We start from the raw sequence: 14,417 nt of genomic DNA, 5'->3' as shown, positions 1-14,417 counted from the left end.
TTTGTTCGTTTTTGTTCCTGGAACATTATAAGGCAAAAATGGACGATGAAGTACATCACCGCACGTAAGGCCAATCCCTGCCATACTCTTTCCCTGATGACATAACGGGAGAGCCCATGATTATTCTCTGCAAAACCTGTGGGACGTCTTATGACGCATCACAGGCGACGGTTGAGCAGTGCAAAATTTGTGACGACGAGCGCCAGTATGTTCCGGTGAGCGGCCAGGCCTGGGTCGATTTTGACACCGTAGCGACGACGCACAGCAATAAATGGCAGCAGTTGGAACCGCATCTTCTGAGCCTTAAAACGGTGCCCAAATTCGCGATTAATCAACGTGCTTTTCTGCTGAGAACCCCGCAGGGCAACGTGCTGTGGGACTGCATTGCAAACCTGGATGCCGCAACCCAAACGCTGATGACCGCGCTTGGTGGGATCAGCGCTATCGCAATTTCTCATCCTCATTACTACACGACCATGCAGGACTGGGCCGCGGCGTTCGACGCGCCGGTGTATCTCCACGCCAGCGACCGCGAATGGGTGATGCGAGACAGCCCGGCACTGCATTTCTGGGACGGGGATTTTCTGGATATTCTGCCGTCCGTGAGGCTAATGCGGCTGGGAGGGCATTTTGCGGGTGGGACGGTGTTGCACTGGCACGAGGGTGATGGCGTGCTGCTCGCCGGTGATATTTTGCAGGTAACGCCAGGTGCGGATCGTGTCTCGTTTATGTGGAGCTATCCGAATATGCTGCCGCTGCCAGGCGCAGTGGTTGAGGATATCGCGCGCAGCCTGAGCCTCGTCAAATTTGACCGCCTGTACGGCGCGTTTGAAGGCCAGAACATCAACGCGAACGCACATGAAATCGTGATGCATTCGAGTCAGAAATATATTTCTTGTCTCAAGTGAAGCGCGGTGGGTAAACTTCAGGAGCGTGATCCAGATCATGCCTAAACTAAAACAGATAAAAGAGACATTGCTATGCAACATATTATTGAAGGTTTTCTCAGCTTTCAAAAAGAGGTTTTCCCGCAACGTAAAGAACTCTTCCGCAGTTTAGCGTCCAGCCAGAATCCCAAAGCGCTTTTCATCTCCTGCTCGGATAGCCGCCTGGTTCCCGAACTGGTCACCCAGCAGGAACCCGGACAGCTCTTTGTCATTCGTAATGCGGGAAATATCGTACCGTCGTTCGGGCCAGAGCCGGGTGGCGTGTCAGCCACTATTGAGTACGCCGTCGTGGCGCTGGGTGTGACCGACATCGTGATTTGTGGTCACTCCAACTGCGGTGCGATGAAAGCCATTGCTGACAACGCGAATCTTGATCCTATGCCGGCTGTTTCCCACTGGTTGCGCTATTCCGACGCCGCGAAAGCGGTCGTCGACCAGAAAACCTGGGACAATCCAACGGATAAAGTGAACGCAATGGTTCAGGAAAACGTCATCGCTCAGCTGAATAACGTCAAAACGCACCCGTCGGTCGCTGTTGGCTTGCGTAACAATGCCATCCGCCTGCACGGCTGGGTTTATGATATTGAAAGCGGCGATATTCGTGCGCTGGATAAAGACAGCAAAAGCTTTGTGTCGCTGTCTGATAATCCGCAGGTTTACTTCGAGTAAGTGAGCGTCGTTTCAGGGTGGGGAATTATCCCACCCTGAGTTTCATTCCCTTTCGCTGCGTTCTGTTGTCGCCTCAACCCATATACGCGTGTTGAAACAAGCACTCCAGGACGACCTCACTGAAATCAGAGCGCTTTACATCTCAATAAACGGCAGCCGTTTTCGCGTTTTTGATGTCTGGCGATCGACCGCCCTGGCGATGGCATCTCCGATTTCAGCACTGACCACCAGGCCTTGTACGAAAGGCTGATCATGCATGAGATAGGGCAATGCGCCAAACGCGATTTTCCCACAAACATATTCAGGCTCAAGTAACGTGTAATCATCGCCAACGTCAGGAATCGCATCGCCCGTAGCCTGAATCTGTTTGCGCAACGTCGGGAACGGAAGATCTTTTGTCTTCAGCGGTTTTTGCCCACGGGCATCGATAAATACGTCGAATTCATACGTTTTATCTTCTGTCCGAATCACCGTCAGATTCTCTTTTACCTCCATGTCGTAATCCGCGCCCAGCGCCACAACGCTGATGATACCTGCCTCGCGTAACGCCAGCAGCCTTCGAATCGACTCAGACGGGATGGCCGCATAATTGTCGATGAAAATGCGTGCGAGACCCGCGTCAAAACGCTTTCTGTCCTTTTCGTTCAGATGCGGGACAATGTCCTGTACAACTTCATGCAGCCTTAGAATCGTGTAGCGCCACGGCACCGTGCGTTTGTCGCGTTTATTGCGTTCGACCTCTTCGAGGTTGGACGCAGCCCAGCGGAACGGATCGTGCCTGTGCCGCTCGGCAAACCAGGCATCGTGGAAACTGTCGGCATTCAGTGTGTTGAGTGCGATGGTTTGGCTCCAGTGCGGATCGGCATGTTCAAGTTCCTTAACCATAAGGGCAAACACACGATCCAGGAGGCCTTCTGCGCCCGCTGCAATTTCCTTTTCAATGGCCTGTTCGGTCGCGAAGGTTAACGGCTCATAGGGGATAGGGCAGTAGAAATCGGCTTCTGGCAGGATACCTGAGCGAGAGGCCAGGACGATGTTAAGCGACTCGCTCCCTTCATCCAGGCGGAAAGTCACAGACTGATTATCCGTTTCAGTGAATGTACCATGCTGAATGACGACGGCCATCGCGGCATCGAGCCCACTGAGCGAGGTGCCTAAAATACCGACATTACAGGGGCTAATATCCGCCGCCATCAGTCCAGACCACGGGCTGGGAAAGAAGGCGCGCGTAGCGGTGTCATCTTCGGGCCAGACGTGTCCGGTGGCGATAACCGCGAGATCGAAAACCTCAGGGCGGGATTGGTTTTCAGCCCAAATTGTGACGCCGTCTGGCAACGCCTCCAGGTCAGTCACCTGGCATGACTCGATCACATTGACCTCAAAACCACTTTTCCGGGCCTGCTGAACAAGTTTCAGGAACTGGTCGCGGAAATACTCGCCGAGCAAAATACGCGGCAGGAACTGCCGGACATGAAGGGACGCTTTCTCCACGCCGTAGCGGGCGAGATGCGCGGTATCCTGGGTCCGCAACCAGTCAATGTAAGTGGAGAAAAGGGGTGGGATTTCTATGCTGGCGATATTCGCCAACATCATCCGGGAATTATCTTCATCGCTGTACGGCATCCCGACACCGGCTTCTTCGGCTTGCTCGTAGATCGTCACGGAATGTGGCGTCTTGTGTTTGAGCAGAGAGAAAAACGTGTAGATACCTGTCGGCCCGGCTCCAATTATCGCAATTTTCTTCATCGTGACTTACCTGTTTTATTGTACCGACTCCATGGGAAATAACGGCCATGCAGAATAATTGTGGTAGAAAACGGGTAATGAGCAAATCAAGCGACAGGAGGAATTTAGCAGACGAATGAATTAGGACTGAAAAGAGGAGATGTGCACCATTTCAGAGTTGAAATGGTGCGTCCGAGTGGACTCGAACCACCGACCCCCACCATGTCAAGGTGGTGCTCTAACCAACTGAGCTACGGACGCAAAATGGTGCGTTCAATTGGACTCGAACCAACGACCCCCACCATGTCAAGGTGGTGCTCTAACCAACTGAGCTATGAACGCAACGTGTTGTCTGGGACAACGGGGACGAATATTAGCGGCACCGGGGAGATCAGGCAAGAGGGAAATCGCAATTTTCTTTCGTATTTCACGCGATTGCGGAATTACCGCGCAAAGTGAAGAGAAAGTAGCCGCCCGCAGGCGGCCATCTGTGATTCAGCGCGCCGCGCGTTGCAAAATGACGCTGGACGGCTGGCGTTGCAGGAAGCGCATCCGCAGCATCATCAGGATAGCAGCGGACGTCAAACCAATGATAAAGCCCATCCAGAATCCGGCCGGTCCCATGCGATCAACGACCAGATCCGTGAGCGCCAGAATATAACCGGTTGGCAAGCCCAATACCCAGTAAGCAGTGAATGTAATAAAGAAGATCGAACGCGTATCTTTATAACCACGCAGGATGCCGCTACCGATAACCTGAATGGAATCAGAGAGTTGATATATCGCAGCTAACAGCATGAGCTGCGATGCAAGGGTAATCACTTCCGGATTGTCATTATAGAGCAGGGCGATTTGCTCGCGCAGCGTGACGGTAAAGAGCGCCGTGCAGAACGCCATACAAACCCCCACACCCAACCCCGTGCGTGCGGCAGTTTGGGCATCGAGCGTTGAACCTTGTCCCAGGCGGTAGCCCACGCGAATAGTCACCGCAGCGGCCAGCGACATGGGCAGAACGAACATCAGGGAGCTGAAATTCAGTGCGATCTGGTGGCCTGCAACATCCACAATTCCCAGCGGTGAAACCAGCAGAGCGACCACGGCAAACAGCGTCACCTCGAAAAAGAGCGCCAGGGCGATAGGTAAACCCAACTGTGCCAGGCGTTTCAGAACATCCATATCTGGTTTGCTGAAACGTTGTTCATTACGAATGTCACGCATGGAACGCGCGCGCTTCACATAGGAAATCATGCTGAAGAACATAACCCAGTAAACAGCAGCCGTTGCCACGCCGCAGCCCACGCCGCCCAGTTCTGGCATGCCGAAATGACCATAGATAAAGATGTAGTTGACGGGGATGTTGACCAGCAGGCCGATAAAACCCATCACCATACCGGGTTTGGTTTTGGCCAACCCTTCGCACTGATTTCGCGCGACCTGGAAGAACAAATAGCCCGGTGCACCCCAGAGCAGGGCGCGTAAGTAGCCGACGGCTTTATCCGCCAGCGCGGGATCGATGTTATCCATGGAGCGAATGATATAGCCCGCATTCCACAGCACAACCATGATCAGAATGGAGACAAAACCGGCGAGCCAGAAACCTTGACGCACCTGATGCGCGATACGCTCGCGACGTCCTGAACCATTCAGCTGCGCAATAACGGGCGTCAGCGCGAGCAGCAGTCCGTGGCCAAAAAGAATCGCGGGGAGCCAGATAGAGGTACCGATCGCCACGGCAGCCATGTCGGTGGCGCTGTACCCACCGGCCATCACCGTATCCACGAATCCCATTGAGGTTTGAGCGACTTGCGCGATGATCACTGGTATTGCCAGTGCCAATAACTGACGCGCTTCAAGCATGTACTTCTGCACGTGAACACCTTTTATATTGTTGTTATTTGAAAGACTACAAAACCCGCCATAACTGGCAGCAAGAAGAAAATGCAGGGGGGATGCCAGCTATTGTAGCGGGGTTTATTCATTTATCTAGTGAAAAAATCGTCAGGAAATGCGCTCTGCTGGCAACCTGTTTTTCCACCTGTTATTGTGATGCGATTAAACGGTGTCAAAGCCGCGCGGATAAAAAAGGAGTGATAAGCATGTTTACTGGTATCGTGCAGGGCACAGCAAAACTGGTGTCTATTGATGAGAAACCCAATTTCCGTACCCATGTTGTGGAGCTGCCGGATCATATGCTCGACGGGCTGGAAACAGGGGCATCGGTTGCGCACAACGGTTGCTGTCTGACGGTAACGGAGATTAACGGTAATCGTATTAGCTTTGATCTGATGAAAGAGACGCTGCGTATTACCAATTTGGGTGAACTGGTCGAGGGCGATACGGTAAATGTTGAACGCGCGGCAAAATTTAGCGATGAAATTGGCGGTCATTTAATGTCGGGTCATATTATGACCACTGCTGAGATTTCAAAAATCCTCACCTCTGAAAACAACCGTCAGATCTGGTTTAAGCTCCAGGATCCCACTCTGATGAAATACATTTTGTACAAGGGATTTATCGGCGTAGATGGGATTAGCCTGACGGTTGGCGAAGTTACCCCAACGCGTTTCTGTGTGCATTTGATTCCAGAAACACTGCAGCGCACCACGCTTGGCAACAAAAAGCTCGGTCATCGCATCAATATCGAAATTGATCCGCAAACTCAAGCGGTAGTCGACACCGTCGAGCGCGTGCTGGCAGCTAAACAAGCGGCAAGTCAATTCAGCGCAGAAGAATAACTCAGTACTTTTATCTGTAGTGCCGGGCGTTTAGTTATTTGGGACGCCTGCATGATTCATCCGGAAATGGTCATCGTTTCCGGATTTTTTATGCGTGCAACTCAGCGATACGCTCCATTTTGCCTCAACGTTTATCAGCGCAGCCTGAGTGGTCTCAACGCTTTTTTTAACCTAATCCGTCTCATGCGCATCAAATCTATTTTTTGAAAAAACTTTCGCCACAAAAAACACAATCTCGCTTGACTAGAATGGCAGTTACAAAATCATAACGCTATTCCTTGGTTTGGAAACTTATCCATAACAATTAAAATGAAACATTATTTTAATTTAAAGTTAACTGCGTTTCTTTTGTGATTTACTTATCAGTTAACCCGTTGGGAGTAGTGCTAGTATGCTGGCGATTTGAGTTTCTTATAAAACGCTCGCCATGAGCATAAAATATCTGACTGGGATACAATAATGGATATACTATTAGGGTTAGTGAAAACGCCCGCCGTAATAATAGCGATTGTGGCATTTCTTGGTTTGTTATTCCAAAAGGCATCGGTATCGAGACTGATAACCGGGACGGCGCTTTCTTTTATTGGCTTTACAATGATAAAAGTGGGCGGCAGCATTTTAATGAAAGTGCTCACAGCGTTCAGTTCACTTTTCTCAAAAGCTTTTGATATCGTGGGTGTGGTTCCGAGCAATGAAGCGATTATGGCCGCAACAATTGATAAATTAGGGGCGACAGCGGCGCTTATTCTTCTGTTTTCGATGATTCTTAATATTATTTTGGCACGGTTTACACGCTTCAAGTTTATTTACCTTTCCCTTCATCTCGTCTTATTTATGGCCTTCGCGCTCACTGCAGTATTAATGCAATTTGGATTTAGTAATTACCAAATGGTAATTATATGTTCAGGGCTGATCGGGACTTACATGGCGGTGTCACCCTTTATCCTTAACCGCTTTAGCCGTGAAATTATCGGTTCGGATGAGTATGCCATTTCCCATGCGGCCATCTCATCTTATATTATTGGCTCATACATGGGGAAATGGTTTGGTAATAAAAGTACTGATACTGAACATCTGAAAATCAGTAATAAATTTGATTTTATTCGTGAGCCGAATATCGCCACGCTATTAACCATGCTGGTTTTACTGCTTATCTCTTGTTTATTTGCGACCCAACCTCAAGTCAAAGACGCAATGACGATGGTTTATGGCCCAGGCGCAGGCGATAAAAACGTTGTTATTTTCATTCTTGAGCAATCCGCTATTTTTGCCTGCGGTCTCTATCTGGCTAAAGCGGGTGTGAATCTGTTTACTGCCGAAATTGTTCCCGCCTTTAAAGGCTTTGCTCGCGTGTTCGCCCCAGGTGCTGTGCCTGCCGTTGATGTCATGGTGCTGTTTACCAAAGCGCCAAACGCAACGTTAATCGGTTTCCTGATAAGCTTTATTGTTGAACTGGTTTGTATCTTAATTTTCCCGGTCATTGGTCTTCCTATTATTGTACCAGGCATCATGGCAAGCTTTATTACGGGGGGCGCGGCGGCTATCTTTGGTAACGCAACTGGTGGTTTCCGAGGGGCAGTGATTGCCAGCGGAATTAACGGCTTGCTGTTATGCGTTTTGCCCGCGCTGACACTGCCGATTTTCTCTCAATTGGGCGCTCACGGTGTCACATTTGCTGACCCGGACTTCACCATTCCATCCCTTATTTTGGATTATATTTTACGCCTCTTCAGCTAATGCTTTTATGACTGGTCGGTTAAAGTCTTGTTGGCCGGTATGAACGGCTGAGGGGCAATAATCTGACCGTTCATATGGCGAAAAAAAATCCGGAAATGGTCATCGTTTCCGGATTTTTTATTGTGCTTTATGACGCGTAATAACTATCGCGGTACGCGCAGGCCGTGCTCCACACCTCTGCTAAATACCACCTGCCACAGCTGGATATCGCGGGCGCGAAATGCCCCTGCACAAGCGTTCAGATAATAACTAAACATACGTTTAAAACGTTCTGAATAGTTATCGGCAATGTCAGGCCACGAGGCCTGGAAACGCGTATGCCAGGCCATCAAGGTGGTATCGTAATCTGCGCCAAAATTATGCCAGTCTTCCATCACGTAAAAAGGCTCGCTGGCTTTCGCAATCTGGCGGACCGAAGGGAGACAGCCATTCGGGAAAATGTACTTATTGATCCATGGGTCAACTGTATGGTCTGTTTTTTTGGAACCGATTGTGTGGAGTAGGAAAACGCCGTCTGGCTTGAGATTGCGATCGGTGACGCTGAAATAGGTATCGTAATTCTTGGGTCCGACGTGTTCAAACATCCCAACAGAGACGATGCGATCAAACTGGTCGTGGAGGTCTCGGTAATCTTGCAACAAAATAGTGACATCCAGACCCTCGCAGCGGTCCTGAGCCATCTTTTGCTGTTCGGCGGAAATGGTCACGCCCACCACGCTGACACCGTAATTTTTGGCCATGTAATACGCCAGTCCCCCCCAGCCGCAGCCAATATCCAGCACGCGCATGCCAGGCTGTAGCTGTAATTTCTCGCAGATAAGGTGGAGTTTGGCCAACTGAGCCTCCTCGAGCGTTGAGGCGTCTTTCCAGTAAGCGCAAGAATACTGCATCAAGGGGTCCAGCATACGCGTGAACAGGTCATTGCCGAGGTCGTAATGTTCCTTCCCGACAATCCACGCGCGCTTTTTATTTTGCAAATTAAACAGGCGCGCGGAGGCGATGCGTAAAGTGTCTCTCAGGTGATGGGGGAGCTGATTATCAAGGCCGGCGCGCAGGATGTTGTTGAAAAAAACATCCAGACGCTCACATTCCCACCAGCCGTCCATAAAGCTTTCGCCCAATCCGAGGGAGCCCTCCTGTAACACGCGCTTAAAAAAATCGGGATGTTTGACCTGGATATCAGAAGGGGCGGGCCCGTTGACGGTAATGCCCGCACGACTCAGTAACTCTCTGACTATTCGGGACCAATTGTCGTCCCGAAGGCTGACTTCTTCTATGCACGATGAACTCATAGCTTCTCCATCACCTGATGTGATCAGAACCTTCAAACAGCGTAGCCGCTTTTTATGGTTTGTGAGAAGTCTCACGGAATTATCCGTAAGGCTAGTATCCGACGTAGAACAGAGGAAGGGAGATAACCCTTGCCGAAAAGCCTTCCATGGTAAAACGGGAGCACTCCGGCTCCCGTTAACAGAGAGTATTTATCGTATTTATATGAACCAAATTTAGTATAGGCTTCAAAAATCACGCATTCAACTGAAAGTTGTTAGCAGCCTAATCACTCGTAAATCACATAATTACGTTCACGACTATGCTTGCGACGATTCTACCGGCGTTCCATTTTGCGTGTTTTCAGTTGCCGAAACTTGCATGCGATAACCGAGTGCGGCAAGCGCGACCGTCACCAGCATTACGCTGGTGGTCGTCATCAGCGGCGTGGCAATCAACGCCGAAACAATCAGGCTTGAGAGGAAACATAGACCCAGTTGCAGCGTGTTTTGTAACGCCGCAGCACGACCTGTCGCATGAGGGAACGGACGCAACGCCTGGGCAACCACGATCGGATAGATTGCGCCGTTAGCGACGGCCATTACGCAGAACGGGATTAAGATTTCAGCCAGGCCGACGTTTGGAATAAACCCGACAGCCCAGGTGCCGATGACGCTCAGGGCGTACAGCACCAGCAGCCAGGGCAGCATCTGTTGACCCTGCCATTTTTGTAGCGCTGCGCGACAGCCATAACCACCGACCAGGAAAGCGATGGTCTGCGGCACGTAGCTCAGGCCAATCACTGCAGGGGTGTAACCCATGTCGTGCAAAATGAACGGTGACCCGGTGAGCCAGGCAAAGAAGCTGGCGGAACAGGCCGCGTAAATCAGCACATTTCCGCGATAAGCGCGGGAACGGAGCAGTGACATAAAGGTGACGCGAGCCGCATTGTTCTCGACTGGTTTGGCTTGAGCGGGTTTGAGCGCAAAAGCGGGCAGCATCAGAACCAGGGTGATGATAAACAGCGTGGCAAAGATCGCCTGCCAGTCAAAATGCACCAGAATCCAGCTCCCGAGCAGCGGAGCCAGGGCTGGCGAAAGCCCCACGAGCGGCATGATGGTCGCAAAAATACGGTTAACGCGCGATGCGGGATAATAGTCGGTGACCAGCGCCTGCCAGGTCACCGCGGCAGCACACACGCCAAACGCCTGCACAAAGCGCAATACCAGCAGCCAGGTTGCATCGCGCACCCACAGCATGCCCAGACAACCCAGCGCAAAAATAGTTAAGCCAAGAAGAAGAATAGGCTTGCGGCCATAACGGTCAGAGAGCGGTCCCCACAGCAGTTGTGCAAGCGCAAAACCGGCCAGGAATACGCTGAGGCTGGCGCTGATCGCGGCAGCAGGTGTCTGCAAATCTTGCTGCATCGCGGCAAACGCCGGCAGATACATGTCGGTAGCCAAAAAGCCCAGCACGCTCAAACCGCCGAGCCAGACTAAGAATCCTTTGTTGGGTTGCATTGTTATTTCCTAATGAAAGCAGGTGTACATTGGCGCAGAGTGTAGGGAGTGCAATCTGGCTTGTGAAACGCTAATATTTGGCGGTTGCGTTCAAAAATTTTGCAGGCAAAAAATGTGGTCTGAATATTCTTTAGAAGTCGTGGATGCTGTCGCCCGGAATGGCAGCTTTAGTGGAGCCGCGCAGGAACTGCATCGCGTACCTTCTGCCGTCAGCTATACGGTACGTCAGATGGAGGAGTGGCTGGCGGTACCGCTGTTCGAACGCCGTCATCGCGACGTCGTTCTGACCCCCGCTGGCGTATGGTTTTTGAAAGAAGGCCGATCTGTTATCAAAAAAATGATGATCACACGTGAACAGTGCCAGCAGATTGCCAATGGCTGGCGCGGTCATCTTTCGATTGCGGTGGATAACATCGTAAAACCTGAACGGACGCGGCAGATGGTGGTTGATTTCTACCGCCATTTCTCGGATGTGGAACTTCGCGTCTCCCAGGAAGTGTTTAATGGCGTATGGGATGCGCTATCGGACGGCAGGGTGGAGATGGCGATCGGCGCGACGCAGGCCATTCCCGTCGGGGGGCGTTACGCCTTTAGGGATATGGGAACGCTGAGCTGGAGTTGCGTGGTGGCAAGCGATCATCCTCTGGCTGCGATGGACGGCCCGCTGAGTGACGACGTGTTGCGCAACTGGCCGTCGCTGGTGATGGAGGATACGTCGCGCTCGCTGCCAAAACGCATCACCTGGCTGCTTGATAACCAGCGGCGGGTCGTCGCGCCAGACTGGGAATCATCGGCAACCTGTTTGTCGGCGGGGCTGTGTGTGGGGATGGTGCCCGTGCATTTCGCACGCCCACGGATTGATCGCGGAGAATGGGTGGCGCTTGAGCTTGAAAATCCGTTCCCGGATGCGGCTTGCTGCCTGACATGGCAGCAAAACGATATGTCGCCTGCGCTGGCCTGGCTGCTGGATTATTTGGGTGATAGCGAAACGCTGAACAGAGAGTGGCTACGGGGGCCGGAATAACCGGCCCCGTAGAAACGATTAACGACGGTAATCGCGGAACGGACCGTCAGCGACGGAGCGACGTTCAATCAGGCGCGGATGGACTTCAATTGACTGAGACTCTTCACGTTTGCTGACGATACGATCCATCAGCATGTTGAATGCCGTTTCACCCAAAGAGTCTTTCGGCTGATGAATCGTCGTCAGCGCGGGAGTAAAGTAGCGAGCGTTGCGCACGTTATCATACCCGATCACGGAAATATCCTGCGGGACGCGCAAACCCAGCTCATCGGCTGCGCAAAGCGCGCCCATTGCCATAATATCACCGCCACAGAATACGGCAGTCGGACGATGCGGCTGCGAAACGATCTGCTGCATTGCGCGGTAGCCTGATTCGGGTTCAAAGTCGCCCTGGACAATCCAGTTTTCCGGAACGGTAATCAGCGCTTCTTCCATGGCTTTCATAAAGCCCGCCAGGCGGCCTGCACCGGTATTACGCTCGAGCGGACCGGGGATGACACCAATCTCGCGATGACCGCGTTCAATCAGATAACGGCCAGCCATGTAACCGCCTTCAAAGGCGTTATCGTTGACAGAATCGGTAAAATCAGCGCGTGTATCGCCCCAATCCATCACCACCATCGGGATATGACGGTACTCTTCCAGCATCGACAGCACGGATTCCGGGTATTCAGAACACATGACCAACAGGCCATCGACGCGCTTTTGCGCCATCATCGACAGGTAAGCGCGCTGTTTTTCCTGGCTGTTCCAGGCATTTCCCAGAATCAGGGTATAGCCTTTCTGGAAGCAGTTTTTTTCTACTGCCTCGATAATTTCGGCGAAATAGGCGGCTTCGCTGCTGGTCGCCAGCAGACCAATCGACTTGGTGTGATTTACTTTCAAGCTGCGAGCCACGGCGCTAGGGGAGTAGTGCAATTCTTTGATTGCAGCCCAAACGGCGTTGCGCGTCTCTTCCGCCACGAAACGGGTTTTGTTAATTACATGTGATACAGTTGTAGTGGAAACGTTTGCGCGTTTCGCTACATCTTTAATTGTTGCCATTAGCTGTCACTCCAGACCATATCCTAAGCTCCTGATAAATTGAGAGGTAAACGTTTGCCTTCTCTCACCCTAATCTCGCAAATTGAATTGCGATACGCCGGGAAAACGACACAGGACGTCAGGAGGGGGTCAGTGGCCGGTACGCTTATAAATTTAGCGTGGAATTTTGTCCTATCTTGATGAAAAGGGGAAGCGCAAAAACGGTTATGAGCCTAAATCCAGGAAGATTTTTGAGCGAAACTGTGTAAAAATGAGCAAGCTCACTTTTCATGTGGGGATTAAAAGGAGAAAAATTGATGAATACCGATCTTAAGTTTTCGTTAACGACCACAATTATCGTGCTGGGTTTGATTGTTGCGGCAAGTTTTACGGCTATTCTGCACTGATTCAGGCGGGGGAGAGCCTTCTCCCTCGTTTTCTTCCTTCTATTGTTACTCTCCCGACAATAATCTTTTGCCAATTTGTTAACTTCTCATTTTTTGTGATTGCTGTCATGCTTTCGACATATTTTTTCTGTGTCGCGTAATGACACGGTTCCCGGAGTTAATGAATGAAAATCAATTTTCCACTGCTGGCCCTCGCGATTGGCGCATTTGGGATCGGCACCACCGAGTTCTCCCCCATGGGGCTGCTACCGGTTATCGCTAAAGGGGTGTATGTTTCTATTCCTGCGGCGGGCATGCTGATCAGCGCTTATGCCATTGGCGTGATGATCGGCGCGCCTTTGATGACATTACTGCTTTCGCATCGTGCGCGTCGAAATGCGCTTATTTTCCTGATGGCCATTTTCACAGTGGGAAATGTGCTTTCGGCACTCTCTCCGGACTACACCACCCTCCTGTTGTCGCGCATTTTGACCAGCCTCAATCATGGCGCATTCTTTGGCCTGGGGTCGGTGGTGGCCGCGAGCGTAGTACCTAAGCACAAGCAGGCCAGCGCGGTCGCCACGATGTTTATGGGGCTCACGATAGCGAATATTGGCGGCGTGCCAGCGGCGACCTGGCTGGGTGAAGTCATCGGCTGGCGTATGTCGTTCCTCGCCACAGCGATGTTGGGTGTCGTGGCGATGATCGCGCTGTTCTTCTCGTTGCCGAAAGGCGGGGCGGGCGAGCGTCCGGACGTGCGCAAAGAGCTGTCGGTTCTGCTCCGCCCGCAGGTGCTGTCAGCGCTGTTGACGACGGTGCTGGGCGCTGGAGCCATGTTTACGCTCTATACCTATATTTCGCCCGTGCTGCACGATATCACGCATGCCACACCGTTCTTTGTGACGGCAATGTTGGTGTTGATTGGTGTGGGCTTCACCATCGGCAACTATCTTGGCGGCAAGTTGGCCGACCGTTCGGTGAGCGGCACGTTGAAAGGATTTTTAACCTTGCTGATCGTCATCATGGTCGCCATTCCATGGTTAGCACGTAATGAGTTCGGAGCCGCTATCGCCATGGTGGTTTGGGGCGCAGCCACGTTTGCGGTGGTACCGCCGTTGCAGATGCGAGTGATGCGCGTGGCGCACGAAGCACCAGGGCTTTCGTCTTCAGTGAATATTGGGGCGTTTAACCTGGGTAATGCGCTTGGCGCAGCGGCGGGGGGCGCGGTGATCTCCGCGGGGCTGGGTTACAGCTTTGTTCCGGTTATGGGGGCGATCATTGCCGGGCTGGGTCTGCTGTTGGTGCTGTTGTCCGGGCGCAAACAACCGCAACCGGCTTGCGCAACCGAGTGATAAAAACGCAGAAGGGTTACCCCTTCTGCG

The 14,417-nt window shown here is 51.8% G+C and carries 12 protein-coding genes and 2 tRNA genes; 7 read left to right on the top strand and 7 right to left on the bottom strand.

What is annotated here, in order from left to right:
* The first annotated feature begins 116 nt into the window (after positions 1-116).
* Together AC07RN_RS01010 and AC07RN_RS01005 are read left to right on the top strand one after the other, a co-directional pair.
* The gene (locus AC07RN_RS01010; protein WP_478335354.1) at positions 117-908 is read left to right on the top strand and encodes an MBL fold metallo-hydrolase; all 792 of its coding nucleotides are present in this window, start codon (positions 117-119) and stop codon (positions 906-908) included.
* A gap of 72 nt (positions 909-980) precedes the next feature.
* Positions 981-1,616: a carbonic anhydrase gene (locus AC07RN_RS01005; protein ID WP_012017175.1), complete on the top strand. Its 636-nt coding sequence runs from the start codon at positions 981-983 to the stop codon at positions 1,614-1,616.
* Between the two features lie 135 nt (positions 1,617-1,751).
* Here the strand turns inward: AC07RN_RS01005 and AC07RN_RS01000 are convergent, their stop codons facing one another.
* The 4 genes from AC07RN_RS01000 to mdtK form a co-directional block, all read right to left on the bottom strand.
* Positions 1,752-3,362: an FAD-NAD(P)-binding protein gene (locus AC07RN_RS01000; protein WP_478335353.1), complete on the bottom strand. Its 1,611-nt coding sequence runs from the start codon at positions 3,360-3,362 to the stop codon at positions 1,752-1,754.
* A 163-nt stretch (positions 3,363-3,525) separates the two neighbouring features.
* A tRNA-Val gene (locus AC07RN_RS00995) sits at positions 3,526-3,602 on the bottom strand.
* Between the two features lie 4 nt (positions 3,603-3,606).
* Positions 3,607-3,683: transfer RNA gene (locus tag AC07RN_RS00990), tRNA-Val, on the bottom strand.
* A gap of 153 nt (positions 3,684-3,836) precedes the next feature.
* Positions 3,837-5,210 (bottom strand): MdtK family multidrug efflux MATE transporter, encoded by a 1,374-nt coding sequence (gene mdtK, locus AC07RN_RS00985; RefSeq protein ID WP_012017177.1) that lies wholly within the window; start codon positions 5,208-5,210, stop codon positions 3,837-3,839.
* A gap of 227 nt (positions 5,211-5,437) precedes the next feature.
* Here mdtK and AC07RN_RS00980 point away from each other — a divergent pair, with 227 nt between their 5' ends.
* Positions 5,438-6,076: a riboflavin synthase subunit alpha gene (locus AC07RN_RS00980; protein ID WP_235135422.1), complete on the top strand. Its 639-nt coding sequence runs from the start codon at positions 5,438-5,440 to the stop codon at positions 6,074-6,076.
* 459 nt (positions 6,077-6,535) lie between these two features.
* Positions 6,536-7,813 (top strand): PTS ascorbate transporter subunit IIC, encoded by a 1,278-nt coding sequence (locus AC07RN_RS00975; protein ID WP_012017179.1) that lies wholly within the window; start codon positions 6,536-6,538, stop codon positions 7,811-7,813.
* 143 nt (positions 7,814-7,956) lie between these two features.
* Here AC07RN_RS00975 and cfa read toward each other — a convergent pair whose 3' ends face one another.
* Together cfa and punC are read right to left on the bottom strand one after the other, a co-directional pair.
* Positions 7,957-9,105, bottom strand: a complete 1,149-nt coding sequence (gene cfa, locus AC07RN_RS00970) for a cyclopropane fatty acyl phospholipid synthase (RefSeq protein WP_478335352.1) — start codon at positions 9,103-9,105, stop codon at positions 7,957-7,959.
* 297 nt (positions 9,106-9,402) lie between these two features.
* Positions 9,403-10,602, bottom strand: coding sequence for a purine nucleoside transporter PunC (gene punC, locus AC07RN_RS00965; RefSeq protein ID WP_478335351.1), 1,200 nt, complete (start codon positions 10,600-10,602; stop codon positions 9,403-9,405).
* A gap of 112 nt (positions 10,603-10,714) precedes the next feature.
* On the opposite strand from punC, the gene punR reads away from it, so the two are divergent.
* Positions 10,715-11,626, top strand: coding sequence for a DNA-binding transcriptional activator PunR (gene punR / locus AC07RN_RS00960; protein WP_478335350.1), 912 nt, complete (start codon positions 10,715-10,717; stop codon positions 11,624-11,626).
* An 18-nt stretch (positions 11,627-11,644) separates the two neighbouring features.
* Here the strand turns inward: punR and purR are convergent, their stop codons facing one another.
* Positions 11,645-12,670 carry an HTH-type transcriptional repressor PurR gene (gene purR / locus AC07RN_RS00955; RefSeq protein ID WP_133632371.1) on the bottom strand — a complete coding sequence of 342 codons (1,026 nt, stop codon included), beginning with the start codon at positions 12,668-12,670 and terminating at the stop codon, positions 11,645-11,647.
* 296 nt (positions 12,671-12,966) lie between these two features.
* Between purR and cydH the strand changes: the two genes are divergently transcribed.
* Both cydH and AC07RN_RS00945 read left to right on the top strand, forming a co-directional pair.
* Entirely contained in the window at positions 12,967-13,056 is a 90-nt protein-coding gene (cydH, locus tag AC07RN_RS00950; protein WP_040075924.1) for a cytochrome bd-I oxidase subunit CydH, read from the top strand.
* A gap of 164 nt (positions 13,057-13,220) precedes the next feature.
* On the top strand, positions 13,221-14,387 hold the full coding sequence (locus AC07RN_RS00945) for an MFS transporter (RefSeq protein WP_478335349.1): 1,167 nt from the start codon (positions 13,221-13,223) through the stop codon (positions 14,385-14,387).
* Positions 14,388-14,417 lie beyond the last annotated feature (30 nt).

It is taken from the genome of Lelliottia sp. GFLA7 (assembly GCF_056490165.1).
This window is presented reverse-complemented; position numbering and strand designations above follow the sequence as displayed.

What these genes read in the sequence shown, in the direction of transcription:
- AC07RN_RS00975 (WP_012017179.1), top strand. Translation starts at nt 6,536, where the DNA reads ATGGATATACTATTAGGGTTAGTGAAAACGCCCGCCGTAATAATAGCG.
- punR (WP_478335350.1), top strand. Translation starts at nt 10,715, where the DNA reads ATGTGGTCTGAATATTCTTTAGAAGTCGTGGATGCTGTCGCCCGGAAT.
- AC07RN_RS00980 (WP_235135422.1), top strand. Translation starts at nt 5,438, where the DNA reads ATGTTTACTGGTATCGTGCAGGGCACAGCAAAACTGGTGTCTATTGAT.
- purR (WP_133632371.1), bottom strand. Translation starts at nt 12,670, where the DNA reads ATGGCAACAATTAAAGATGTAGCGAAACGCGCAAACGTTTCCACTACA.
- AC07RN_RS00945 (WP_478335349.1), top strand. Translation starts at nt 13,221, where the DNA reads ATGAAAATCAATTTTCCACTGCTGGCCCTCGCGATTGGCGCATTTGGG.
- cfa (WP_478335352.1), bottom strand. Translation starts at nt 9,105, where the DNA reads ATGAGTTCATCGTGCATAGAAGAAGTCAGCCTTCGGGACGACAATTGG.
- AC07RN_RS01000 (WP_478335353.1), bottom strand. Translation starts at nt 3,362, where the DNA reads ATGAAGAAAATTGCGATAATTGGAGCCGGGCCGACAGGTATCTACACG.
- AC07RN_RS01005 (WP_012017175.1), top strand. Translation starts at nt 981, where the DNA reads ATGCAACATATTATTGAAGGTTTTCTCAGCTTTCAAAAAGAGGTTTTC.
- cydH (WP_040075924.1), top strand. Translation starts at nt 12,967, where the DNA reads ATGAATACCGATCTTAAGTTTTCGTTAACGACCACAATTATCGTGCTG.
- punC (WP_478335351.1), bottom strand. Translation starts at nt 10,602, where the DNA reads ATGCAACCCAACAAAGGATTCTTAGTCTGGCTCGGCGGTTTGAGCGTG.
- AC07RN_RS01010 (WP_478335354.1), top strand. Translation starts at nt 117, where the DNA reads ATGATTATTCTCTGCAAAACCTGTGGGACGTCTTATGACGCATCACAG.